The sequence below is a fragment of the Azotobacter salinestris genome (genome assembly GCF_009363155.1).
Classification (GTDB): domain Bacteria; phylum Pseudomonadota; class Gammaproteobacteria; order Pseudomonadales; family Pseudomonadaceae; genus Azotobacter; species Azotobacter salinestris.
Genome location: NZ_CP045303.1, coordinates 98,882 through 122,281 on the forward strand (window position 1 = coordinate 98,882; position 23,400 = coordinate 122,281).

25 protein-coding genes and 1 pseudogene are annotated in these 23,400 nt (G+C 56.0%); 8 read left to right on the forward strand and 18 right to left on the reverse strand.

Going from position 1 to position 23,400, the window contains the following annotated elements; translation table 11 throughout:
• The first annotated feature begins 87 nt into the window (after positions 1-87).
• The 6 genes from GCU53_RS24175 (at position 88) to GCU53_RS24200 (ending at position 6,850) form a co-directional block, all read left to right on the forward strand.
• On the forward strand, positions 88-1,263 hold the full coding sequence (locus tag GCU53_RS24175; protein WP_152390119.1) for an RNA-guided endonuclease InsQ/TnpB family protein: 1,176 nt from the start codon (positions 88-90) through the stop codon (positions 1,261-1,263).
• A 50-nt stretch (positions 1,264-1,313) separates the two neighbouring features.
• Positions 1,314-2,204, forward strand: coding sequence for a ParB/RepB/Spo0J family partition protein (locus GCU53_RS24180; RefSeq protein ID WP_152390120.1), 891 nt, complete (start codon positions 1,314-1,316; stop codon positions 2,202-2,204).
• 303 nt (positions 2,205-2,507) lie between these two features.
• Positions 2,508-2,909, forward strand: a complete 402-nt coding sequence (locus GCU53_RS24185) for a histone-like nucleoid-structuring protein, MvaT/MvaU family (RefSeq protein ID WP_152390121.1) — start codon at positions 2,508-2,510, stop codon at positions 2,907-2,909.
• A 19-nt stretch (positions 2,910-2,928) separates the two neighbouring features.
• Positions 2,929-3,660, forward strand: coding sequence for a hypothetical protein (locus tag GCU53_RS24190; RefSeq protein ID WP_152390122.1), 732 nt, complete (start codon positions 2,929-2,931; stop codon positions 3,658-3,660).
• Between the two features lie 87 nt (positions 3,661-3,747).
• Entirely contained in the window at positions 3,748-5,244 is a 1,497-nt protein-coding gene (locus GCU53_RS24195) for a DEAD/DEAH box helicase (protein WP_152390123.1), read from the forward strand.
• A gap of 121 nt (positions 5,245-5,365) precedes the next feature.
• Positions 5,366-6,850, forward strand: a complete 1,485-nt coding sequence (locus tag GCU53_RS24200; protein ID WP_152390124.1) for a 3'-5' exonuclease — start codon at positions 5,366-5,368, stop codon at positions 6,848-6,850.
• Here the strand turns inward: GCU53_RS24200 and tnpB (GCU53_RS24205) are convergent.
• The 13 genes from tnpB (GCU53_RS24205) to GCU53_RS24265 all read right to left on the reverse strand — a co-directional run bounded on the left by tnpB (GCU53_RS24205) (position 6,802) and on the right by GCU53_RS24265 (position 17,044).
• Positions 6,802-7,083 carry an IS66 family insertion sequence element accessory protein TnpB gene (tnpB, locus tag GCU53_RS24205; RefSeq protein ID WP_244307281.1) on the reverse strand — a complete coding sequence of 94 codons (282 nt, stop codon included), beginning with the start codon at positions 7,081-7,083 and terminating at the stop codon, positions 6,802-6,804. The genes GCU53_RS24200 and tnpB (GCU53_RS24205) overlap by 49 nt on opposite strands.
• Positions 7,084-7,116: 33 nt before the next feature.
• A complete protein-coding gene (gene ltrA, locus GCU53_RS24210) occupies positions 7,117-8,385 on the reverse strand; it encodes a group II intron reverse transcriptase/maturase (protein ID WP_208845546.1) in 1,269 nt (422 codons plus the stop codon).
• 511 nt (positions 8,386-8,896) lie between these two features.
• Positions 8,897-9,031 carry an IS66 family insertion sequence element accessory protein TnpB gene (gene tnpB / locus GCU53_RS26345; RefSeq protein WP_341873608.1) on the reverse strand — a complete coding sequence of 45 codons (135 nt, stop codon included), beginning with the start codon at positions 9,029-9,031 and terminating at the stop codon, positions 8,897-8,899.
• Between the two features lie 335 nt (positions 9,032-9,366).
• Positions 9,367-9,810, reverse strand: coding sequence for an HIT domain-containing protein (locus GCU53_RS26705; protein ID WP_152390126.1), 444 nt, complete (start codon positions 9,808-9,810; stop codon positions 9,367-9,369).
• A 2-nt stretch (positions 9,811-9,812) separates the two neighbouring features.
• Positions 9,813-10,607, reverse strand: coding sequence for an SDR family NAD(P)-dependent oxidoreductase (locus tag GCU53_RS24225; RefSeq protein WP_152390127.1), 795 nt, complete (start codon positions 10,605-10,607; stop codon positions 9,813-9,815).
• Between the two features lie 3 nt (positions 10,608-10,610).
• Positions 10,611-11,432: a sugar phosphate isomerase/epimerase family protein gene (locus tag GCU53_RS24230; RefSeq protein WP_152390128.1), complete on the reverse strand. Its 822-nt coding sequence runs from the start codon at positions 11,430-11,432 to the stop codon at positions 10,611-10,613.
• A 3-nt stretch (positions 11,433-11,435) separates the two neighbouring features.
• Positions 11,436-12,365, reverse strand: a complete 930-nt coding sequence (locus GCU53_RS24235; protein WP_152390129.1) for a transketolase family protein — start codon at positions 12,363-12,365, stop codon at positions 11,436-11,438.
• Between the two features lie 21 nt (positions 12,366-12,386).
• On the reverse strand, positions 12,387-13,172 hold the full coding sequence (locus GCU53_RS24240) for a 1-deoxy-D-xylulose-5-phosphate synthase N-terminal domain-containing protein (protein ID WP_152390130.1): 786 nt from the start codon (positions 13,170-13,172) through the stop codon (positions 12,387-12,389).
• Positions 13,173-13,193: 21 nt separating this feature from the next.
• Positions 13,194-14,204 carry a zinc-dependent alcohol dehydrogenase gene (locus tag GCU53_RS24245; protein ID WP_152390131.1) on the reverse strand — a complete coding sequence of 337 codons (1,011 nt, stop codon included), beginning with the start codon at positions 14,202-14,204 and terminating at the stop codon, positions 13,194-13,196.
• Positions 14,185-15,228, reverse strand: a complete 1,044-nt coding sequence (locus GCU53_RS24250; protein ID WP_152390132.1) for a Gfo/Idh/MocA family protein — start codon at positions 15,226-15,228, stop codon at positions 14,185-14,187. Before GCU53_RS24250 ends, GCU53_RS24245 begins: the two co-directional genes overlap by 20 nt.
• Before the next feature lie 23 nt (positions 15,229-15,251).
• On the reverse strand, positions 15,252-15,965 hold the full coding sequence (locus GCU53_RS24255) for an SDR family NAD(P)-dependent oxidoreductase (RefSeq protein ID WP_152390133.1): 714 nt from the start codon (positions 15,963-15,965) through the stop codon (positions 15,252-15,254).
• Between the two features lie 28 nt (positions 15,966-15,993).
• Entirely contained in the window at positions 15,994-16,722 is a 729-nt protein-coding gene (locus tag GCU53_RS24260; protein ID WP_152390134.1) for an SDR family NAD(P)-dependent oxidoreductase, read from the reverse strand.
• A gap of 226 nt (positions 16,723-16,948) precedes the next feature.
• Positions 16,949-17,044 (reverse strand): transposase domain-containing protein, encoded by a 96-nt coding sequence (locus tag GCU53_RS24265; protein ID WP_167520126.1) that lies wholly within the window; start codon positions 17,042-17,044, stop codon positions 16,949-16,951.
• 177 nt (positions 17,045-17,221) lie between these two features.
• On the opposite strand from GCU53_RS24265, the gene GCU53_RS24270 reads away from it, so the two are divergent.
• Positions 17,222-18,238 (forward strand): IS110 family RNA-guided transposase, encoded by a 1,017-nt coding sequence (locus GCU53_RS24270; protein WP_152390283.1) that lies wholly within the window; start codon positions 17,222-17,224, stop codon positions 18,236-18,238.
• A 170-nt stretch (positions 18,239-18,408) separates the two neighbouring features.
• Here the strand turns inward: GCU53_RS24270 and GCU53_RS24275 are convergent.
• Positions 18,409-18,738: pseudogene (locus GCU53_RS24275) on the reverse strand (transposase); the annotation flags it as partial.
• 222 nt (positions 18,739-18,960) lie between these two features.
• Positions 18,961-19,814 (reverse strand): IS5 family transposase gene (locus GCU53_RS26350; protein WP_152386036.1). Its coding sequence is split into 2 segments (ribosomal slippage): positions 18,961-19,460 and positions 19,460-19,814, totalling 855 coding nucleotides; the frame shifts between segments, so codons are not numbered across the junction.
• 270 nt (positions 19,815-20,084) lie between these two features.
• On the opposite strand from GCU53_RS26350, the gene GCU53_RS24285 reads away from it, so the two are divergent.
• A complete protein-coding gene (locus tag GCU53_RS24285; protein WP_152386602.1) occupies positions 20,085-21,122 on the forward strand; it encodes an IS630 family transposase in 1,038 nt (345 codons plus the stop codon).
• On the opposite strand, the gene GCU53_RS24290 is transcribed toward GCU53_RS24285, so the two are convergent.
• The 3 genes from GCU53_RS24290 to GCU53_RS24300 all read right to left on the reverse strand — a co-directional run bounded on the left by GCU53_RS24290 (position 21,119) and on the right by GCU53_RS24300 (position 23,352).
• On the reverse strand, positions 21,119-21,670 hold the full coding sequence (locus tag GCU53_RS24290; protein ID WP_152390136.1) for a hypothetical protein: 552 nt from the start codon (positions 21,668-21,670) through the stop codon (positions 21,119-21,121). The two genes, GCU53_RS24285 and GCU53_RS24290, sit on opposite strands and share 4 nt — an antisense overlap.
• A 138-nt stretch (positions 21,671-21,808) precedes the next feature.
• Entirely contained in the window at positions 21,809-22,669 is an 861-nt protein-coding gene (locus GCU53_RS24295) for a DsbA family protein (protein ID WP_152390137.1), read from the reverse strand.
• Positions 22,663-23,352 (reverse strand): hypothetical protein, encoded by a 690-nt coding sequence (locus GCU53_RS24300; protein ID WP_208845547.1) that lies wholly within the window; start codon positions 23,350-23,352, stop codon positions 22,663-22,665. Before GCU53_RS24300 ends, GCU53_RS24295 begins: the two co-directional genes overlap by 7 nt.
• Between the last annotated feature and the right edge of the window lie 48 nt (positions 23,353-23,400).

Sequence of the window (23,400 nt, forward strand, 5' to 3'; positions counted from 1 at the left end):
GCGCGCATGGCACGCCTGAGGGGCGCAAGGGTTGACGGAGCCGTTGGGCTGAATACTATATATTTACCCAGCTTTCTGGTGTGAATCATGCTGAAGGCCACCAAGGTACGCCTCTACCCGACCACCGAACAGGCGGAGTTTCTGCATCGCCAGTTCGGTGCCGTGCGGTTCGTGTACAACAGCGGTCTTCGCATCATGTCCCATCGCTACAAGCACCACGGCCAGTCCCTGAGTGCCAGGCACGACATCAAGAAGCTGCTGCCGGTCGCCAAGACTTCCCGGAAGTACGGCTGGCTGAAAGAGGCGGATTCGATGGCGCTCCAGCAGGCGTGCCTCAACCTCGACAAGGCCTTCCAGAACTTCTTCAACCCCAGGCTCAAGGCCCGGTATCCGCGCTTCAAGAGCAAACGCGGCAAGCAGTCCAGCTATCACTGCGTGGGGGTGAAGGTCGGTGACGACTGGATCAAGGTGCCCAAGCTGGGGCCGATCAAGGCGCGGATTCATCGGCCCCAGGGCGGCAAGCTGAAAAGCATCACGCTGAGCCGCACCGTTACCGGCCAGTACTACGCCTCCCTCCTGGTTGATACCGGTGAGGCAGCCCCGGCGCCGCTGACGACGCTCGACGCGGGCAAGGTGCTGGGTCTCGATGTGGGCCTGACCCACCTGCTGATCGACTCCAACGGAGCCAAGATCGACAACCCGCGCTTTCTCAAGCGTGCCAGGGCGAACCTTCGGCGCAAGCAGAAGGCGCTGTCGCGCTGCCGGAAGGGCAGTGCCAATCGGGCGAAAGCCCGCCGCAAGCTGGCCAGGGCTCACGAGCGCGTGGCCAACGCCAGAAATGACTTCCAGCACAAGCTGTCTCACACGATCGTTGGCGACAACCAAGCGGTGATCGTCGAGACCCTGCAAGTCAAGAACATGCTGAAAAACGGCAAGCTGGCCAAACACATTGCCGATGCCGCATGGCACTCTCTGCTGATCAAGCTGGAGTACAAGGCCAAGGCACAGGGCAGACACCTGGTCAGGATCGACCAGTGGTTCGCCAGCTCGAAGACGTGCCACGTATGCGGCTACAGGGCAGAGTCGATGCCGCTGGGTGTCCGTGCATGGCAGTGTGCCGATTGTGGCACCCATCATGACCGAGACGTCAATGCTGCCCTGAACATCAAGCGGCAAGGCATTTTGAAGTTGAAGGCGGAAGGACTGTCCGTCTCTGCCCATCGAGGCTTGCGTAAATCCGGTGTGTCGCCGGTGGCAGCCTGAGAAGTGGGAAGCCTCGCCCGATAGGGCGGGGAGCAGTCACGACATTCGACATGGACCTTCAAGCCCTCGAGTTCCATCCATTCTCCAATCTCTTTCCGCTCCTGCAGGGTGAGGACTTCGCCAACCTCGTCAAGGACATAGAGCACCATGGCCAGCGTGAGCCGATCGTCCTATTCGAAGGCCGGATCCTCGATGGCCGCAACCGCTATCGCGCCTGTCTGGAACTGGGACGAGAGCCTGCCACGCGCCCGTTCGAAGGCGCCGACGCCCTCGGACTCGTGCTGAGCCTCAACTTGCACCGCCGGCAACTGTCCATCGCCCAACGGGCGGTGATCGCTGCCGAGCTGTCCGCACTGCGCGAACGAGAGGCGAAGGCCTCGGCCCCGGGAGAGACCTCGCACGACAACGCCATGGGGATTGAGCAGGCTGCCAGGCTGCTGGGGATCAGCCCGCGCTCGGTCTCCTCCGCCAGCCGCGTGGTGCGCGAAGGTGCCCCGGAGCTGGTCGAGGCGGTGAGAACTGGCAAGGTGAGCGTTTCCGCCGCCGAACACGTCTCCAAGCTGGACCGGACGCGCCAGCAGGAGATCTGCGCGAAAGGCGCGCTGGCCCTGTCCAAGGCCGCCCGCGAGATCCGCCTCAAGGACAAGCCCCCGGCGCCAGCCAAAACGCCCTCTGCACCCGCCGCCACTCCGACGTTGCAGGACGTGCTCCTGGTCGAGCAAACCGCCCCGCAACCGGCGGCGCCGCACGCAGCGGCCAAGAAGCCGACCGCGCTGAAGCTGTTCGAGCTGGCCGACCAGGCGATGCAGGCGGGGCGCCAGCCCGAAGCCGTCGCCGAGCGGCTTCTGGCCGAGTTGGAGGAGGGCATCGACCTGCAGCGTCTGCTCTTCACGATCGAGGTGGCCATGCATCTTCGTGATCGAGTGACAGCCCGGGATTGATAGGCCGATGTGGATTTGGGTTTTGTCGAACCTGCATTGAAATGGAGTTCACCGGCTCGCTCTTGGCCAGGCGTTGCTCCCTGCCAGAGCGAGCGGCTTAAAAAGTATCGACCTCGAGGAGAAACACCATGTACGAGCGCCTGAAAACAATAGCCTGGTATTTGGGCTGGCCCAGTGCGGGTTATGTCGTGGGGCACTTGCTGTTGCAGTTCAGTGGAATAATCAAGTGAGCTTTTATTTGCTTGAAGCAACAGCAGTAGTAATATGTTGCCGTAGGCATAATTAATCGACGAGGGAATTTAGATGTCCAAGATCTTGGAGTTTCGGGCCACCGAAGAGGCGCTCAACGAGTTGCAGGCCAAACTTGAGGCCCTGAAGGGGAATCAGAACTTGCAGGAGGAATTGGAGTTCGAGCAAAAGCTTCGCCAGCTGATGCAGGAGCATGGAAAGACCCTGCGCGACATCAACCTGCTGCTTGATCCGCAGCAGGCTAAGCAGGCCGCCCCCTCTATCAAGCAGCCAAAGCAAGCGCGCCGGCAGCGCGAGGCGAAACGCTACCGCAACCCCTATACCCATGAGATCGTGGTCACCAAGGGCGGCAACCAGCGCACGCTCAAGGCCTGGAAGGAGCAGTTTGGGGCCGAAGTGGTGGACAGCTGGCTTGAAGGCGCGCAACAAGAAGAACCGCTGGCCAATGCCGGCTGACGCCGGCCTGTAGCTTGTCATGCCGCCGCATCCCAACGCCTTGTCCGTCCGACCCACCCTGGCCGCGATCAACGCGGCTCTGGCCGAGCTCGGGCTCCCGCGAATCCCGCAGGAAAAGATCGCCTCGGTTCTCCAGGTCGAGGACCGAGCGCGAATCGTCGCCGCCATCGACCGGGCACCCCAGGATGCGGAGGCCCGGCGCTTTCTGGCCGACGTGCTGAGCGCCGCGGGTATCGGCTCGGAAGCGGCCATCGACACAACGTCCAACCCGACGCCGGAACAGCCGGACCCTCGCATGGACAATGCCTCCGTGCATGTCTATGGCGGCCGGTTCGCCCTGTGCTTCGAGGCCGACACCACCCGCCAGGGCTTCCCTACGGTGGCGCTCGATGCGACCAACGCGGCCGGTCCCATGCAGTACGACTGGTCACAGAAGATCCGCCTGCAACTGACACGCGCCGAGATGCCGGTCGTGACCGCCGTGTTGCTGGGCGTATTGCCCGGATGCGAGTTCAAGAATCACGGCCAGGACAAGGACAAGGGGTTCTCGATGGAGCGGCAGGAAGGGGGCCGCGTGTACGTCAAGGTGTTCGCCAGGGAGCAAGGCGTAAAAGGCGTCCCGATCATTCCCGCCGATCTGTTCTTCGTGTCGGCCTTGTTCATCCGGCAACTTCAGAAAGCCTGCCCCTGGATGAATGCCACCTCGCTGGTCGAGTTGATCAAGCTGACCCAGGCCATTCCGGAAAGTTGAACCCAGTTGATTAGCCCGCCCGGATCTTCGCTTGGGATTTTGGGCGGCGGTGTTATCCCTGTTTGCACTACTTGCAGGGAGACACCGATGGAACTTCGTCCTTATCAGAACGACCAACTTCACCTGCTTCGGCAAGGCATTGCCGCGAAGCAGTATGTGCAAATGCTCATGAGTCCCACGGGCTCCGGCAAGACCGAAGTCGCCAAGGCCATCATCGCCGGCTCGCAGGCGAAAGGGCGGCGGGCCTGGTTCGTCGTCGACAGCGTGAACCTGCTCGACCAGGCCCTGAGCCGCTTCCACCAGAGCGGCCTGTATGCCGGCGCCATTCAGGCGGACCACCCGTGCACCGACTACGGCAAGCCCATCCAGATCTGCACGGTGCAGAGCCTGCGGCCAAGGCTGCAACACCTGCTCGCCGCGCAGCCGCCGGACCTGGTGCTGATCGACGAGGCGCACATCCTCCACAAGCCCCACCTCGAGCTGATCGACTGGTGCCGCGCCAACCGGGTGCCGGTGATCGGCCTGAGCGCCACGCCGTTTCGCCGCGGCCTGGGCAAGATCTTCGACCGGCTGGTCAGCTGCATCACCACCGAGGAGTTGACCGAGCAGGGCTATCTGGTGCCGACCCAGTGCTGGGCTCCGTTCGTGCCCTCGCTCAAGGGCGTGGGCACCAAGGCCAACGGCGACTGGATCGAGGACGAGCTGGCCGAGGTGATGGGCGACGCCCAACTGGTCGGCGATGTCGTCTCCCACTGGAAGGCGCTGGGCGAGAACCGCAAGACCCTGGTCTTCGCCTGCAATGTGGTGCACTCTAAACGTCTTGCGGAAGCCTTCTTCGCCGCCGGCGTCATGGCCGCGCATATCGACGGCTACATGCCGCAGCATGAAGTCGACGAGATCCTGCGGCTCTACAAGGCCGGCAAGATCAAGGTGCTGGTCTCGGTGGCCATGCTGATCAAGGGCTTCGACGATCCGGAGATCGCCTGCCTGGTGCTGGCCCGCCCCACCAAGTCGCTCATGCTGCATTACCAGATGCTCGGTCGCGGATTGCGTCCCTCTCCGGAAACGGGAAAAACCGACTGCATCATTATCGACCACGCCGGCAACCTGCTGCTCAACGGACGACCGACCGATACGCTGCCCGACCGCCTGGATATCGGCGACGGCGAGCCGGTGGATCGGCGCCAGCAGAGCAAGGAGGACCACGAGCACAAGACCAAGGCCTGCCCGCACTGCGGCTTCGTGTTCAGCGGTCTGCGCTGCCCGAAATGTGCCCACGAGATCCTGCTGCCCGATGGCGTGGCCGTGGCGCCAGGCAAACTCGCCAAGCTCGACGATCGGCGCAAGGTGCTCGGGCCGACCTGCAAGCAGGACATCTACCGGGAGCTGCTGGGCTATGCCCGCGCCAAGGGAAAGAAGGAGGGGTGGGCCTACTACGCCTACCAGGCCTTCCTGAAGGAGCCGCCGGATCGTGCCTGGCGCAGCAGCTCCCTGCAGTCCAAGCCTCTGACGCCGGAGATGAGTAGCTGGATCAAGGGCTACAACATCCGTCGCGCCAAGAACCACGCCAAATACGGCACCTGAGGCTGCCCGTGGCGCGGCCGGCCTTCCTTCTTTCAAGCCAGAAAACCGCCGGAAAAGGCCGCACAGCCTCTGCCGCGCCTGCAACCATCGTCGACTTCATGGTTCAACAGGATCACGCTCGATGAAGTCGACAGCAGAACAACTCCCCATCATCCAGTACGAGGGCAACCACCTGGTGGTGAAGGCCTACGCCGGCTGCGGCAAGACCACCACCCTGGTGGCCTATGCCGAGCAGCACCGCCACCTGCGCATGCTGTACCTGGCCTACAACCGCGCCATCCGCGACGAGGGCGCGGCCAAGTTCCCGCGCAACGTGGTCTGCAAGACCTCCCACCAGTTGGCCTGGCCCGGCTTCGGCCAGCGCTACCAACACAAGCTGGGCAACGTCCGCCTGACCGACGCCGCGGGCCTGCTCGAGACCCGCCACTGGGGCAGCGTGCGCGATGCCCTGGCCGTGCTCACCGCCTATCTCTCGAGCGCCGACCGGGAGATCGGCCTGGCCCATGCGCTTGCCGGGCTCGACGAGGAGACCTTGGCCACCTGCGGGGACGCTCATATCGGCCAAACCATCGGCTCGGCCCAGCGGCTGTGGGAGGCGATGATCGATCCCCAGCACAAGTTTCCCTGCCAGCACGACGCCTACCTGAAGCTGTTCCAGTTGAGCCGGCCGAAGCTGCCCTACGAGGTGATCCTGTTCGACGAGGCCCAGGACAGCAACCCGGTCACCGCCGCCCTGGTGGCCGGGCAATCGGCACGGAAGATTTTCGTCGGCGACAAGTGGCAGCAGATCTACCGCTGGCGCGGTGCCGAGAACGCTCTCGACGAGCAGATCGAGGAGGGCGCCGATGTCCTCTACCTGACCAACTCGTTTCGCTTCGGGCCGATGATCGCCGGCGTGGCCAATGCCATCCTCGCGCTGCAGGGCGAGACTCGCCCCCTGGTGGGGCTCGGCCCGCGCGATCGGGTGTCGACGCGCCTGCCGTTCGGGTGCGAGCGCTACACGGTGCTCAACCGGACGGTGATCGGCGTGATCATGAGCGCCATCGTCGCGGTGAGCCAGGGCAAGGCCGTGCACTGGAACGGCGGGATCGAGGCGTACCAGCTCTCCGACCTGGAGGATGTCCATCATCTCCGGGAGGAGCAGGCCGACCGGATTCGCAACCAGCGGCTGCTGGCGCAGTTCAAGACCTTCGCCGACTTCTCCGAGGCCGCCGAAGAATCCCGGGACCCGGAGATGAAGCGGATGGTCCGCCTCCTCGAGGAGCACCCCAATGTCCCGCGGCTGATTGCCGCGCTGCGCCGCCATTCCACGGATGACCCCGACGAGGCGGACATCACCGTCAGCACGGTGCACCGGGCCAAGGGCCTAGAGTGGGACATCGTGGTGCTGGAGGAGGATTTCCCGGATATCTTCGACGACGAGAAAGTTTCTCCAGAGCAAAAGGTCGATGAATTGAACCTGCTGTATGTGGCCGCTACCCGTGCCAGGCAGCACCTGGTGGTCAACGGCATCGTTCAGCTCGTGATTCAAAGGAGCCATGCTGCAGCCAGAAAGGCTCAGGCATCAATCGATACCAAGATGGGCAAGAGCAGTAGCGCCTCGTGATTTCCCAAGGCTCTTTTCAAGCCAGAAAATCGCCGGAAAAGACGACACACCATCACCCGGTGCGGACGGTTGCGCCAGCGGTCGAAGCCATCCAGCAGCCAGTTCAACTCCTCGGCGCTCAATACGATGGCCTCGTCGCCGGGCTCCGGCGGCGCCTTGAAGCGCTCGGCCTCCAGGCGCTTTAGCCATAGACAGAAGCCGTTGCGCTGGTAAGTAGGCCGTAGGGGTTTCACCTTCAGCCTCTCGCAGAACCGTACGTGAGCCTCTCAGCTCATACGGCTCCCGTTACCCAGTCGAGTCTCATTTCCAAAGACATGCCAGTGCACGAACAGCGATGGGCACGCTTTCTTCATCCGGTTGAGCCAATCAGCACTGCGGCGCTTATGTCCTGCCAGTGGTTTGTACTTCTGACGGGCCCAGCGTTGCAGCTTCAAGTCAAAATGATTGAAAACCTTGCGCATGACCGTTTTGTAGAAAGTCCCATAGTAGTTCCACCACCCACGCAGGGTAGCGTTGTACTGTTGTGATAATTCAAGAAGGCTGGCCGGTGTTTGCCGCTGGATATTCCAGCTGCGAGTTCGTTGACGCATTCGTTTCAGAGCCTCGTTGCTAGCACCGGGCAGGAAGCTGGTAAACCGGCGTCCATTATTGCCCCATGCCTCTCGTGGCCGGAAGGTGAATCCCAGAAACGTGAACTGCGTCATTGGGTACACCGCTTTACGGTTGCTGTCCTTGCAATAGACGATCTTCGACTTCTCCGGGTGCATAGTCAGCAGGCACTCTTCCAAGCGTGCCTTGATGGCCGACATGACCTCGCACGCCTGCTTTTCGCTACGGCAATGAACCACCGCATCGTCGGCGTAGCGTGCGAATGGACAACCTGGAAAAGTCCGCTGCATCCAGGCATCGAACGTATAATGCATGAACAGGTTCATCAATAACGGGCTGATCACCCCTCCTTGAGGTGTACCACTTTCACGCGGTACCTGAACCCCATTTGCAGTCTCAAACGGCGCTTTAAGCCACCGCTCGATATACAACAGAATCCATTCATCCTTTATGTGATGCCTGACCGCTTTGAGCAGCAGCTCATGATCAATGTGATCAAAGGCTCCCTTGATATCGAACTCCACCACCCAATTAATATTCCAGCAGCGCCTGCGAGTGATCTCCACCGCCTGTTTGGCTGACTTTCCCGGCCGGTATCCATAGGAATCCGGATGGAACAGACAGTCCAGACTCGGCTCTATAAGCAGCTTGACGGCGGTCTGGGCCACCCGATCGGCTACTGTTGGAATACCCAGCTTGCGTTTGCCTCCTGATTGCTTCGGAATTTCCACCTGCTTAACCGGCGGCGGGAAATAGGAACCCGACGACATGCGGTTCCAAACCTTGTAAAGGTTCCGTTGCAGCTTCTGCTCGAACTGGGCAATAGATTGTTCATCTATCCCAGCGGCTCCTCGATTGGCTTTCACACGCTGGTAGGCCTCCCAAACTGTCAGTTTGGAAATGCTGTACGACTTTGCTGTGCTCATGACACTCCTCCCCACCGAAGCAGGTTGATGACATAAGCCAGCCGGGCAACGCCACCCCTTCGCTCCATTCTCATTACAAGAACTTCGTCACTACTACGAATGGCTCCGCCCCTCGACCTTTGCATCGGTATTCTTCCTCGCGGTGGTAGCCGCTTGTCATTTCCCTTGGCATCAAAGGCGAGGTTCTCACGTTCCATATCAAAGCCTGTATTGAGCTCATGCCGCCTATACACCGGCTGCCATCTGGACAGTAGACAGGTATCTTCCAGACTGATCCCGAGGCTATTGGGCGACCTCGGTTTTGGCAGCGTTTGAATCCTTAACGATGCGTCTTCGGACGGTTTGCTTTCGCTCATCTTCTCAATACGTACCTGACGCCGTTATCGGCGCCTTTTCCAACGGTCGCTCACCACCACGCCTTTTGAACGCAGCAGCACCGGGCGGTTTGAAGCCAGCTCCTGCAAGCAGACTCCGGGAGGCCTACTCCCATCTTTGATACAGCATCGCTGGCTTACGCCAGCGTTCGTGACACACCCCAGTACAGGATTTTCACCCGGTTGCGCGCCCGGTTGAGAAAAACGAACAGCACCGGATCGAACACCGCCAGCCGGATATCGAGTTCGACCAGGGCGGTGAGGCCATCGATGGATTTCCGGAAGTCGACGGGTTTGGGGTAGAGATAGACCTTTTCGACTTTGACATCGGGTCACATCATGTGGCTGGCTCCAGAAAAGAATCGGGAGCACAGCATTGGCGGGCCTTTACCTCTGTTGAAGATGAGGTTCATGGAGCGCTTTCTATGAAAACGCCGGCCGAGGCCTATGCTTTAGCCGCGTAACCTGTGCAGGTTTCGCTGGGACATTACACCGCTGCTGAAGTAGTGTCTGTCACTCAAGCGGACTCTAGGGCGCAGTCTACGCCCTAATCGTCTCAACATATTTCCCAGCCTATGGCGATCTACACAACTACGACGCTTCGTGTTTATAGAGGCTGCGAAAAATAGGCCCTGAGGGTTTCCTTGAGTACTGATTGAGCGTCCAATACCTCTTGGGTCGGCTCTGACTGTGAGCTACCGAACCTTTTCCGCGCCCAGCTGAAAAAAAAAGGACCATCAATAATACGTTCATTGTGTTCCGCCAAATATAATTTGGTCACAGAAGCATACCTGGGGAAAACATGAAAATGCAGTTCAGGATTGAGCTCAGAAATACGCATTATGTATATTTTTTCAGGAGAAAATAGAGTGTTTAAGGCTCGTTCCGCAAAAGCTAAGCCATTCATCAGTTCAGCACTTTCCGCCGAACTGAGTTCCGCGAGCTTAGATACGAGCCGCTGAAACGAAATGATCATGTAGCCAGGAACTTCACAGTCCCGGCAGTGAGAGATTACGATGTGTTTTCCCGAATAAATTATCCGCGCTGACATGACTAGCCTCCCATGAACCAACCATGATTAACGTGTATGGTCTGCCCGGTTAAGCTCATGCCGGAGGTCAGTAGAAAAGTGAGCGTGTTCACAATTTCTTCAGGAGTGCCTAACTGATGACTGGGTATTTGTTCTTTCAGGTTTTTGATGAAGCTCTCATCGAATTTACCCATCCCGCCGGAAACCGCACCGGGAGCAATAGCGTAGACCGGGATATTGAATTCGCTGAATTCGCGTGCCAAGGACTTTGTGAGGTTGATCACGCCAGCTTTTGATGCGCTGTAATGAGCTGCAGAGACACTATAGGGAAATATCTGGTGAGTGCCAACTCCAGAGCCGGTGGCGCCCATCATGGATGCAATATTGATAATTTTTCCTTCCTTGGCTTTCAGAACACCAAAAAAATACTTACACATCAAAAAAACGCTTTTTAAATTAGTTTGCATTACAAGGTCCCACTCCTGATCATCGATATCCAAGGCCGGTATTCTCTTGCCATTGGATAACTTTGGAGAGATGCCTGCGTTATTGATCAGTATGTCGATGCCGTTGAATCTATCCTGGACCACCTGTGCCGCCTGTATCACTTCTTGGGATGAAGAAATATTAACTTCTAGCGCAAGTACTTGAGTTTCAGGGTGTTCGGTGTGAATTTTCGATTGAAGAGCGCCCAGATTGATTTTGTGAGTATCAATAACTACCAAGTTGTAGCCCATACTTGCCAGGCGCGAGGATAGACATGTGCCGATTGTGCCACCTGCGCCTGTCACTACGGCGGTCAATTGTCCTGAAGCCATGGTTTATGCTCCTATTTGCTGCAATGTTGAAGTATAGGCGTTGAGCACAGAGTCAATGTGGCGCTGTGATGCTGAGTCCTTGTTCAGTACCTCCAAACTGACCGGTGCCTTGACACCCATTTTCCGAAGGGTTTTAAAAAACGGGATAAGAGGAAAGTTACCCAGTCCGGGTGCTACCCGGTAGCCGCGGGTTATTTCGATCAGTGACAGCTTCGAAAAAAGGTCGGGGTTATTAATCAAGTCATTGATATGGATGAGAAAGATCTTTTCCGATGGAATCTTCTCCAACGCGTTCAGATCCGGGTCACCCATAAAGAAATGATAGGTATCTAACAGAATGCCCACGTTGTCTCGGTCGACAGCGGCGAGCAGTTCGTGTAACCCTGTGATTGAAGGGATCTCTGTCCAGGGAAGGAACTCGATCGCTAGGGAAAGATCCTCCTGCTCCAGCTTTTCTGAGAGCTTTCTGATGTTCTCTCTGTATAGAGATGGTTGAAGGTTTTCTCCAAATGTCGCCGCAGTGAGAAAGGGCGCACCGAACAGCTTTGCATAATAAATTCCTTGCGAAATTTCATGCTGTAGTTCTGGGCTTTCATACTCATGAGTGAAAAGAAATTTTAAGAAATTAATCTCAATTACGTCGACTTTTTTTGTCTGCAATGCAGATTTTATGTCCTGCACATCGGTATTCTCCTGATCAAGCCAAAGATCAAGCTTCTCGAACCATAATCCAATACCAGAAAATTGCGAGTTGGAGATCAGGTTTATCTTTTCCAATGGTGACATAGCAAATCCGAAACTACCCTCATTGATATAAATCTTCATCGATCAACCCTCCAATATACTCAGACATTTATTGATAATTCCAGGGATGTTAAGGGTGTGAAATTCTAAAGCTCGGTCATAGGTTTGGTTGCGAACGACTAGGTCACCCACCCCCAGGCAATGTATCCTGCTACCGGCCTGCTTCAAGGACGACGAAAACCCTATGGAGGCTCCGGTTCCGCAGAACGCCAAGTGTTCTTCTACGATCAGCAGGTTTTGGTAATTGTCCACGTATTCTTGGGTACGTGACTGCAAGCGCTTAACGTCTAAGTCGCACAATGGATGCACGGGGATGTCAAGTTTTAAACTTGACTTTATGTGTTCCGAGGCAAGTAAGCTTCGTTTTACCGACTGGCCTGTCGCAAGTATTGCTAACGCATTTGAATCCTTGAACGTGGACGGATTCGAGGCCACATGGGCATCGAGGTAATCACTCCCGGGAAGCGGATTCTCGATTCTAAAGTATGACGGTCCCTGGTGCTCAAGCGCATCGTCAAGGCAGTACTTAGTGCTGAGAATACTGTAAGGCGAGTATATGTTGAGGTTCGGTAGCGACCGAGTAACATTGATATCATCTATTTGTAAATGCGTATACCCCTGGTCGGAGTAATAGAGGCCGCACCAAAGACCGACAAATATAACCTTGAGCTTGTTCTCACAAATTATTGAACGTAGTTGTTCGTACCCTCGGTATAGCAGAAAGGTCGATATTCCAAACACGAACACCGTCGCCCCTTCTCGGGCAAGTCCAGCAGCGACGTCAAAGGCGTTTTGTTCGGCCACTCCCACATCGATAAAGCGATGACCCAGTCGATTCTTGAAAACGTGCAGGTTTGAAGAGATAGCCGAGTCGACAGCCAGGACGTAAATGTCCGCACTTTCGGCGTATAAAATAATGTGATTATTAATGATGTCCCTTAAATCTTTCTTCATCTGCGCGGCTCCTAGCGTGGTTCAGTGAACATCCAATTCGCTTTTTACAAAATCCAACTCCAATGCAGTAGGGACTCGATAGTGCCAACTGAGATCTTTAGCACAAAAGCTGATGCCATGCCCTTTTATGGTATGGGCGATCAGTACAGAAGGACCTTCGGTTTTATTTTGCTTGATGGTGCTAATGGCATCGATAATTTCTTCAGTATTATGTCCATTCACACTGAGTACGTTGCAGCCAAAGGAAGTTAGCTTGTCGACCAAGGGTTCGATATTCATCACCATCGCGGTAGTGCCATCAATTTGAACTTTATTGTAATTAATAATGATGATGAGATTATTGATCGAGAAGTGAGCGGCTGCCATGATCCCTTCCCAGTTACTACCTTCATCAAGTTCACCATCACCGACGACCACATACAAGGTTCCCTCTACGGCAGTGTTAAACTTTTTATGCAGGCCCATTCCAACAGCCATGGAGATTCCATGGCCGAGAGAACCAGAGGTCATGTCTGAAAACGGTAGGTCGTCATTAGGGAACATGGTTAAATCTGATCCCTCTTTTAAAAACTCAGAAAGTTTGAATTCTTGATTTTTTAGTGCATGTTGCACGCAATATAGGGCTAGTGCACCTTGGCAGGAACTCAGCAAAAACCTATCGTGCGGTGGTTTGTAGTGAGTGGAAAAAACAGACCATAAAATTTCGACCATCGACAGCGAAGAGGCAATATGTCCGCCCCCCGAGTCATGGCACAGTTTGAAGATCTGATAACGGATATTTTTTTCAATACGATCATAGCTAAGCATGTGAAGTCCGCCGCCTTTTTCTCAGTTGAAGTTAAAGGCTGATTTGATTCCTTCCTTGTTCCTAGCGAAATTGAACGCCTGTTGATATTCATTCGGGTTAAAGAAGTGAGTCGTCAGTCCGGTGAGCTTATGGCGACTGGTTTCTATGTAGTTACAGGCCGTCACCATATGGCTGTGGTGTATGCCTTTGCTCGTCGATATACGGCACCCGCTTTTGACGATATCGGAGGAGCTGATGCCTTTTTCTGTTGAGAGGTTCAGGACTCTGAGATGTCCGCCGGGTTTACACCGATTCAGTGCGAACGCTGCACCGGAACTGGTGTTGCTCGAGTCAATGACGAGGTCGTACTGCTGCAGTGTTGCTGGGGCGACATCAGTCTTGAAGGCATTTTTTGCGCCGAGGCTGAGTGCTTTCTCAAGGCGTTGATCGTCGCTGCTCAGGCCAAACACATCGACCGAGTGATCGCTTTCCGCCAATAGGAGTGTATGCAGAAGACCCAGTATCCCTGGTCCGACGACTGCGACCGTCAATGCCTTATTTCGACGTTCCTCAAAAATACTGGCAATGGAGTTCAGGGCAATGGAAAGCGGCTCTGCGAGCACGCTGATTTGGGGAGGGACGTCTTTCGATATTTTGTGAACCATCGACTCGTCAATGGTCAAGTACTCAGAAAACGTACCGTTGGTATTAATACCGATATGCAGCCAGTTGCTGCAGTAATTAGTCAGGCCTTGTACACATGTGTCACATCTCTGGCAGGGGAAAACGGTCTCAAACACCACATGGTCTCCCCTCTTGAAGGGACTACCAGGAGCGCTTTGGGCAACGTGACCACACCCTTCATGACCGAGTATTCCGTTGGGCTTTAACAACGCTTTGTTGTAGTACTTGCCGTCGACGATTTTCAGATCAGTCGAACAAATGCCTGCCAGCTGGATCTTGATCTTTATGGGGCGAGGATAAAATTCAGCATCGTGGTGGTCAATGTCTTGATAAATGACGCGTTCTCCATCATAGATTAACGCTTTCATTTTTAATCTCCTGTTTTATTTTATCTACAACGACCATGTTACTCAGAGCATCGTCTATGTTGACCAAGGGCATGTCTTTACCTTCGATAACTCTAATAAAATGGTCCATTTCCAGCTTAAGCGGATCCTCGCACACCACTTTAGAGTCAATAGAACTCGCTGAAAACATGGAGAACCAATCTCCAGAGCCTTCATATGGGTATAAAGTTAAACTTGGAAAGGTGATGGCGCCTTTGTCGCCGAAGACTTTTAGGAAATCCACATTGCTTGTCGGAAATGAATGGTTTTCATTCATCGTTTTTTCATAGTTGAATGGTGACGGGATGTTATCTCCTATCAGCAAAGTGCCGATAATCCCGTTTTCCAGTTTGAAAATGGCAGTGATATTTTCTTCGATGGCCAAGCGTCTGTTGCTTTTACCTAAGATAGCCTTAGTTAGACCGATCTCACCAAAAAGGAACCTGACAGTGTCTATTTCATGAACTCCATTGATTGCTAAAGGACCTCCCCCTTTGGCCGCGTGAATTCTCCAGTTAGCTTCATCATTGTTGAAATACTCATCGTTTTTTTTGATGCACCACACCGAATCAAAAGATATGACGTTTCCTATAGCTCCTGAAGCAATTATTCTTTTGAGCTCCTGTACCTTTGGTGAGAATCTTCGGTGATGCCCTATCAATGCCGTGCAATTATGCTCTTGAAGTATTTTTTTTATTTTTATGATTTCTGCCGAGTTGTGAGCCACCGGTTTTTCAATCAAGAAAAATTTAATTTTATCCGCGCTAAATTCGATTATTTCCCGGGTTAGATTGTGTGGACCGGCCAAGACCAATGCGTCTAAATTTGCCTCATTAATCATTTTTTTATAGCTATTGTACATCTGAATTTCACTTTCAAGACCAGAAGCTTTGGAAGGGTCTTTGTAAGTAAGGCCTTTGACCAAGGCTTTATTGGAATGATAGCGCTGTATGTTTTTCAGGTGTTTCATTCCGTGATTGCGACCAACGATACCGATGTTCAACATGAGTCGATCCTCTTTAGCTATTTTTATCGCCCACCGGCGACTCTGAATAGCTCACCTGTGATGTAGTTAGCGTCGGGACTGGATAGAAAGAACTCAACGCCGGCAACATCCTCAGGCAGCGCAATTCTTCCTAAAGGGACCAGGTTTACAAGTCGCTCTAAGGTTTCGGTAGGCAGCCCCAGTGCGGCATCTGTCATGGTCAGGCTGGGCATGATCGCGTTAACCCGGATGTTGTACGTCGCCAGCTCCTTCGCCAGGGATTTCGTCAGACCGATCAGCGCGCTCTTGGAGGTTGCATAAGCGCAGGCCATCGGGTATCCATCGGTGGCGGCCACCGACGCCATATTCACGATTACGCCTTCACGCCTTCTTTTCATGCCAGGTATCACTGCTTTGCATAAATGGAAAACGCCATCGAGATTGGTGGCGAGGACGTTTCGCCAATCGTCATAATCGATGTGTTCTAAACCGTCAGACGGTGGTTGCTGGATGCCGGCACAATTAACGAGGGCATCAATCTTTCCCACCTCTAAAAGTATCTGATCTATACAGTCGTTAACTGCTTTGAAATCACGAACATCACATTTTATTACATGAATATTCGCGTGCGTCTTGCTGATTTTTTCAGGGTTTAAGCATAGTGAAAACACCGTGTCGCCGGCTATTGCGTGTCTCTCTGAGATGGCCAAGCCAATTCCCCTCGTGCCGCCGCTTACGACAATGACTCTGCTGGACATAGATGTTCTCCCTAGAGGATCAGTAAAATTAAGTTATGACCCAGCCTCCATTACAATCAAGTGTGGCTCCATGCACGTAGTCAGCGTGTTTGGAGATTAAAAACAAAATGATCCCTGCAATATCTTCCCCCTTGCCGAGTCTGCCAAGGGGAACATGGTTTTTAGCCCAGTCGGCGCTTAGGTTGGCGTCGGAGATCATATCTGTGTCTATTCGGCCGGGCGCTACAGTATTAACTGTAATGCCACAATCCCTTAACTCGTAGGCGAGTCCTTTAGTTAACCCAATAAGCCCCGCTTTTGACGAAATGTAGTCAACGGATGCGAGTATTCCCCCAAATCTGGCTGAGGCTGAAGATATATTTATGATGCGGCCATAGTGGTTCCTTTTCATATGAGGAATCACTTGTTTGCAGGTGTAAAAGGCGCCGGATAAGTTGGTGTTGATTACTTTGTGCCAAGTTTCATCTTGGATGTCCTCAATCAGGAATCGCCCATCAGGTTTGACGTGAGAGATGCCGGCATTGTTGACGAGTATGTCGATCTTGGAATGCGCGTCAATAACCTGCTTAATCATTGCGGTGACGGAATTTAAGCTGGAGATGTCGCACTGAATGTATTCAACACCCGCGGGAAGTTTAACTTTAGAGTGAGGCTTGGTGCCGCACGTGATGACCCTTAAGTCTTCTTCCAGTGCGAGTAGCTTGACGATGGAGAAACCAATACCTCTCGTTCCACCCGTGACAAGGGCAACTTTCATAAGTGTACTTCCCTGTAGTGAATAGAATAACAATATAGATAGTTTACTATCTATATTGTCATTAATTTCCTGTGTTCTTGTATTTTTAAAGGCGAAAGCCTGGAATGTCAACGTGTAAGGCGGTTTCAATTATTGGTTGATTTAATTGGTTTTTTATAGTTTTTAGAATTTGGGATAATAAAGCTTCTGTATTTATTCTTATGTGTTCTTAGAACACCTAGCTCTACTATTGCACAATCAGCCAGATGGGCTCGTTCTTGAACAGGGCCATCCCGATGACCGGCCAGACAATGCGCTCGGTCGGCAGGCACCGATGGCACAAAGAAAAAGAAATCGTGCCGGTCAGTGTCAGCGCATCTTCGATCTAGGCAAGGTCGATCAACAGGGCGAACCGCTCGAACGAGACAGCTAGAGCAATGAAATGGACTCCCCCTCCTTACGGCGTCAGAGCGCCAGACTGAAGTTGCTGAAAACAGCAGCCACCGGAGGAGGAGTCACCATGAAACTCAAGCGGATAGGCGTCGGCTTGGCAAAGCAGGTGTTCCAGCTTCATGGTGTCGACAGCCACGAGCAGGCAGTCTGCCGCAAACAGCTCAAGCGTTCGCAAGCGCTGGGCTTCTTCCGTCGACTCGGACCCTGCGCGGTGGCGATGGAGGCGTGTGGCAGTGCCCATTACTGGGCCCGCGAGCTGAGCGCCTTGGGACATGAGGTGCGATTGATCGCGCCGCAGTTCGTCAAGCCCTACGTCAAGAGCGGCAAGAACGACGCCAACGATGCCGAAGCAATCTGCGAGGCCGCCAGCCGGCCGACGATGCGCCATGTCGAGGTGAAAAGCGCCGAGCAGCAGGCCAGCCAGGCCCTGCACCGAATCAGAAGTCGGTTGATCAGGGCACGGACGGCGCTGGTCAACAAAATCCGCGGCCTGTTGGGCGAGTTTGGCCTGGTCGAGATACGACACGGCGTCGCGGCTACACGTCGACTGGCGCAGACGGCCCTGGAGGATGCCGGGAACGGCCTGCCGGGCCCGATGCTTGAACTGCTGGCGGAGTTGCGCGGCGAGTTGGACGAGCATGAAGCACACCTGTGCCGTCTCGACGAGATGATCCAGTGCCAGGCTCGCGAGGACGAGCGGGTGAAGCGACTGATGCAGGTCGAGGGTATCGGTCCGGTCTCGGCCACCGCCCTGGTGGAGGCCGTAGGCAATGCCCGGCAGTTCCGCAGTGCTCGGCAGTTTGCCGCCTGGCTGGGGTTGGTTCCTCGCCAGCACTCCAGCGGCGGCAAGGAGCGCTTGGGAGCGATCACCAAGCGAGGCGATATCTATTTGCGCACCCTGCTGATCCATGGTGCTCGAGCGGTGCTCCAGCACTGCCGGGACAAGGCGGATAGGCGCAGTCAGTGGCTTCGACAACTCATCTGTCGACGCAACAGGAATATCGCCGCAGTCGCCCTGGCGAACAAGAATGCCCGAGTTGTCTGGGCCATCCTCAGCCGAGAGGAGTGTTATCAACTAGGATGATCGGCAGGCCAGGAAGCCTGGATGATGTTGAGCGGTAGATCCACCACGATTGCACAGTGACAGATAGTGAGGACGAACCGGTCGAACCGGCATGTGTGAAGCCTGCAAAAAATGCAGGCCCTCTGCAAGCAAGGCCGCTAGAGCCTGTTATTAACCTGTTCGTTTTTTGATCAGTCTGGTGCTGCCAAAGCCTTGATAGCCGTCGGCAGCATCAGACAGACAAAGGCTATGAAGTGAAAGCCCGCCAGCGTCGAAGCCAGGCGCTCATAGTCCCGGCTCAGCCTTCGAAAGCGGGCCATCCAACCGAAGCTGCGCTCGACCACCCAACGCCGCGGTAGCAGGATGAAGTCCTTCTTCGCTTCCGTGTGCTTGATCACTTCCAGCTGTATTCCATGCTCTTGTGCCTGCTCGGCGGCCGACTCGCCGCTGCAGGCCTGATCGACGAAGGCAATCGCCACCGCTTCACCGGTCACTTTCTGTTCCTGCTCGGCAAGCGTGGCCGACTCTGGGCACGCTTTTGCCCGCTGTTCGGCAGCGACGCAGGCTGGAAACGCGGTGAACGGGGACCAGCAAAGAGGCCTCGCAAATTTGCGTGCACACGTAGGCTTGCAGGCCCCTGTCCGATTGGGCATCCTTGAGCGACCGATAGGTGCGTTGGCTGTATGCTCTACAGCCTAAGAATCCTCGAACAACGCCCAGGCGTTGTTTCCAAATAACGCTCATTAGGGTTTGTCTGAAAAGTCGGCACGTAAGCATTTTTCGATGCAGGCCAGCGTGACCATGGCCTTGAAACTGCTGGCCAGCTTGTCATAACGGGTGCAAAGACGGCGCTTTTCCTTGAGCCAACTGAACAGTCGTTCAATGGCGTTGCGCTTTTGGTACTGCGGTCTGTCAAATAGGCGAGGCAAGCCCGGTCGAGGCTTACGGTGCATCTTGCGTAAGGGAATGATGGGCTTCATGCCATACCGGTCGCAGTATTGGCGCAGGCTTTCGCTGTCGTAGCCTTTGTCAGCCAGTACATACCGGCAGCGCTTGCGCGGACGACCCTGGCTGCCAGGCAGGCTGATCTGCTCAAGCAAGGGCATGAAATAGCGCGAGTCGGCGTCCTGCCCGGGTGAAAGCATCACTGCCAGCGGATACCCGTTGCTGTCACAGGCCAGATGAAGCTTGGTGGTCAGCCCACCACGGCTTCGGCCGAGACATTGGTGCTGCGGCTCTTGCAGGCCCCTTTTTTTCTCGCACCGCTGGCGGCTCTGGTGGCCCGAATCGACGTTGAGTCGACCATCCAGGTATCCAGGTCGATAAAGCCGTCCTCACGCAGACGCAGATGCAGATGCCGCAGCACCTGCTCGAAGGTGCCGTTGTCACGCCACAGCCTGAAGCGCTGATATACCGTCTTCCAGGGGCCATAACGCTCGGGAAGATCGCGCCACTTGGCCCCTGAGCACAGAATCCAGAAGATGCCGTTGAGCATCTGGCGGTCATCTCGCCGGGGGCGGCCCATGCGTTGAGGGGGAGAAACGATGGCTTCGATCATCGCCCAGCGCTGGGCAGAAATCTCGTAACGGCCTGACATGGCTGCGCTCGGAACAACGGAGGCGGCATTTTAGCCAAATCGACTTTTCAGACAAACCCTAATCAACTTCACAGCTTTATCGCGCTCAATATCGCTCCCAGACACATCCACTGTTAGTTGCCTATGAAAGCCGCTCAGGAAAATTGGGCCGTAATATTTCCCTTTGGGAGCGAAACTGGGGCCATCCACAGGTCCGCCAGAAGGAGGCGTGGGACGTTTTAGAAACGCTTCCTTATTAACGCGGCAATCAAATTCACGATATAAAGAGGCATGAAAAAGATCGATGCCCGAAAGCTCTCTCGAGAAACTCAGGACCAGATGCGGCGCCTGGCCATGAATCTGCGTGAGCAGCGCGAACTGACTTGGCAAGAGGTTGCCGACGCATTGGGCGTACATCTGAGTACCGTACTAGCCTGGTCCAAACGCTACAGCGAGCAAGGCAGCGAAGGTCTGAAATCCAGGACACGAGGTCGGCGCCAGGCAAGCGGACGGACCTTGACGCTCGCACAGGAGTGGCAGTTGCGCTCGATTCTGGTGGGCCAGACCCCGAACCAGTTGCAACTCGACTTTGCCCTGTGGAACCGCCGGGCCGTCATGCAGTTGATCAAGCACTTGTATGGCATCGAGATGCCGATCCGGACGGTGGGTCAGTACCTTCAGCGCTGGGGATATACCCCACAGCGGCCGACCCGGCAGGCGCTGGAACAGAACCCGGAGGCGGTCGAGCACTGGCTTGAAGAGACCTATCCGGCCATCGTGGCACGCGCCAAGGCCGAAAACGCGACGATCTACTGGGGCGATGAAACGGCCGTAGCTGAAGATGGGCATTGGATTCGAGGCTATGCGCCGGCAGGCGTCACGCCGGTGCTGGTGGCGCCGACTCGGCGTCATGGCCTGAGCATGGTCTCAGCGATCAGCAACCAGGGACTGGTACGGTTCGAGTTCCTGGAGGGGGCCATGAATACTGAGCGGATGATCGGTTTCATGTCGAGGCTGGTGGCGGACAGTGACAGGAAGATCTTTCTGATCCTGGACAACCTGCGTGTCCATCATGCGCGTCTGGTCAGGGAATGGCTCGAAGGGCACCAGGAAGAAATCGAAGCGTTCTACCTGCCACCCTATTCGCCTGAGTGTAATCCGGACGAGTATTTGAACCGCGACCTCAAGACACGCTTGCGCACCAGTGACCGGGCGCGAAACAAGTCGGAATTGCTGGAGAAGGCCGAGGCATTCATGAGCTGGTTGGCCAAAACCCCGGAGCGGGTAGTTGCCTATTTCCAGCATGCGTCGGTGCGTTATGCCACTTAGATTGGGTATTTGATTGCCGGGTTAATAAGACCAGCGTATTGCTCCGGCGAGTTGTCAGGTAGTGCGCTGGGCTTGACGTAGAGAGTTGTTGGGTCAGCGAAGGCTCGTGCTCTCGCCTTGTTCCAGACATCGATAGCAATCTGAATCGCTTCGACCATATTGCCGGCTTTTTCAACAGGAACCCAAGCCGAGGCTTGATCATGTTGGTTGGGACCCATCACCTGGCCGGTTGGAATCAGGAACAAGGCCGCCCCAACTCCACCAAAGGCAAGGTCACCCATCGAGCCCTGATTGCCTCTGACCGGCTCGCTCACCCCAGCAATCAGGCCGTACTGCCGGGCAGTTTCGACCGGCACGTCCTTCATGCCCTTGATGCCGAGGTCATCGTGCAGGATCTTCATCGCCTCCGACCACTTCTCACGAGGCGTTTGCTCCGGGTCCTGGAGCGTGATCTGTGGAGCTGACGGCTCTTTGCTGGCGCATCCAGCCAGGAGGACGGTGGCGAGGGCGGAGCAAAGCAGGCGGTTCATGTGTTTCAGTTCCAACATGTGAAATTCCCTTTAAAAACTATGGAAATGGTACTGGCTTGTGGCGCAGCTCCCAAGTTGAGGAGGAAAAATCCACTGGGATTGGCTGGTGCCGGCACCGTTCTGGCTGAAAAAAGCCCCCAGCGGGGGCTTCTCAGGTTATTGGCGCTTGGCCTGGGCTTCGGGAGCCGTGCTTGACGCTTCAGCCGGTGCCGGCGGATTGCCCTGGCTGGGAGGCGTGTCCCGCATGCTGATCGCTTGCTTCATCGCCTCGAGCAGCGTTTGTGGGGTTTGTGCGCCGCGCACCAGGACACGGTTGCCCGTCATGTTGTCGACGACGAAGGTGGCGGGAGTGCCGGTGACCCCCAGCTCGGTCCCCTTGGCGAGCTGCTGCTCGACTTTGGCCTTGTATTTCTCGCTGGCCAGGCACTGCTTGAACGGTTCGGCCGGGACACCGACCAGCCGGGCCAGCTGCTCCGCACTCTCCACGCCGGTGCCGTTCAACTGTGACCGCTTGAACCACTCGCCGGTGAAAGCCCAGAACGCCTGATTACCCGCCAGCTCTGCGACGCATTCGGCGGCCTGGGCGCCGAGCATGGCCCCTGGGCTGTGGAAAGCCAGCGGGTAATGCCACCATTCCCAGTTGAGTTTGCCGCCGGATTGGTCGACCAGCGTTTTCGGGGTCTCGTGGAAGCGCTTGCAGTACGGGCATTCGAGATCGCTGAACTCGACGAACGTGAACTGGGCATTGAGGCTGCCGTAGAGATGGCGGCCCTCGGGCACTTGAGCTGGGGCCGCGGCCCATACCGCCAGGACGCCTTCGCGCTCCGCTTTCAGGGCGGCCTCTTCCTGCTGAGCCTGGACTTGCTTGATAGCGTCGGGCAGGCGCTCGGCCAGTGCCTCGTCGATCTGGGACTGCGAGCGATAGGCAGCCAGTTCGAGCGTGGCCAGCACCACGGCGGCGGTGAGCAGGGCCTTTTTGGCATAGCAGCGCAGTTGGGGATTGTTCTTGATCACCATGGAAAGTTCTCACTCAGCCGGTCGAAAAGGGTTTTTGAGGCGCTGGGCGCCTGTTGCTGTGCCTGGGTGCGGGTGGGCGGCAAGGGCTGTATAGGTTGTGCGGAAACTCGGACGGGTGGCATGGGCTGTAGGGGCTGGGCAGGAATGCGCACCGGGGGCCGTGCCTGGAGTGCTACCGGCAGGTCCTTGGGCGTGCCGTTGACCAGCACCAGCCATTCGTCGTAGGTCAGCCGCGATTGGCCCTGGCATAGCTTGTTGCGCACGCGGACGTACTCGTCCACCGCCTCGCGGGCCGAGGCGTTCACCGCGTAGCCGGGCGCGGCGTAGGCCGCCGGGCGGCCGGCCTGCTGGCAGTTGCTGGCATAGGTGGAGGGCGGCACCGTGACCATGGCCACGGGGACTGTACTGGCGACCTGCAGTTCCGGGTGCAGGCGACCCGAACGGCTATCGAGCTGGTCCTGGGGGCTCACCGTGTGCTGGTAGGCGGGTTTGCGCAGGGCCGCTCCGCCGCGGCCCTGGTGCCCCCAGCTGGTGTGGTAGTCGCGTATGTCGGGCTCGTATTCGCTGACGGCGAACTTCGGCCCGGTGGGAACGGGAGGGGCCTCCGGCTTCTTGTCCTTGGCGCAGCCGGCGACGGCGAGCGCGCTGAGGGTCAGCGCCAGCAGAAAACGGGGATGTTTCATGGGGGTTCCTCATCGATGAAGTCGCCACCATTGTGAAAAGCCAATCGG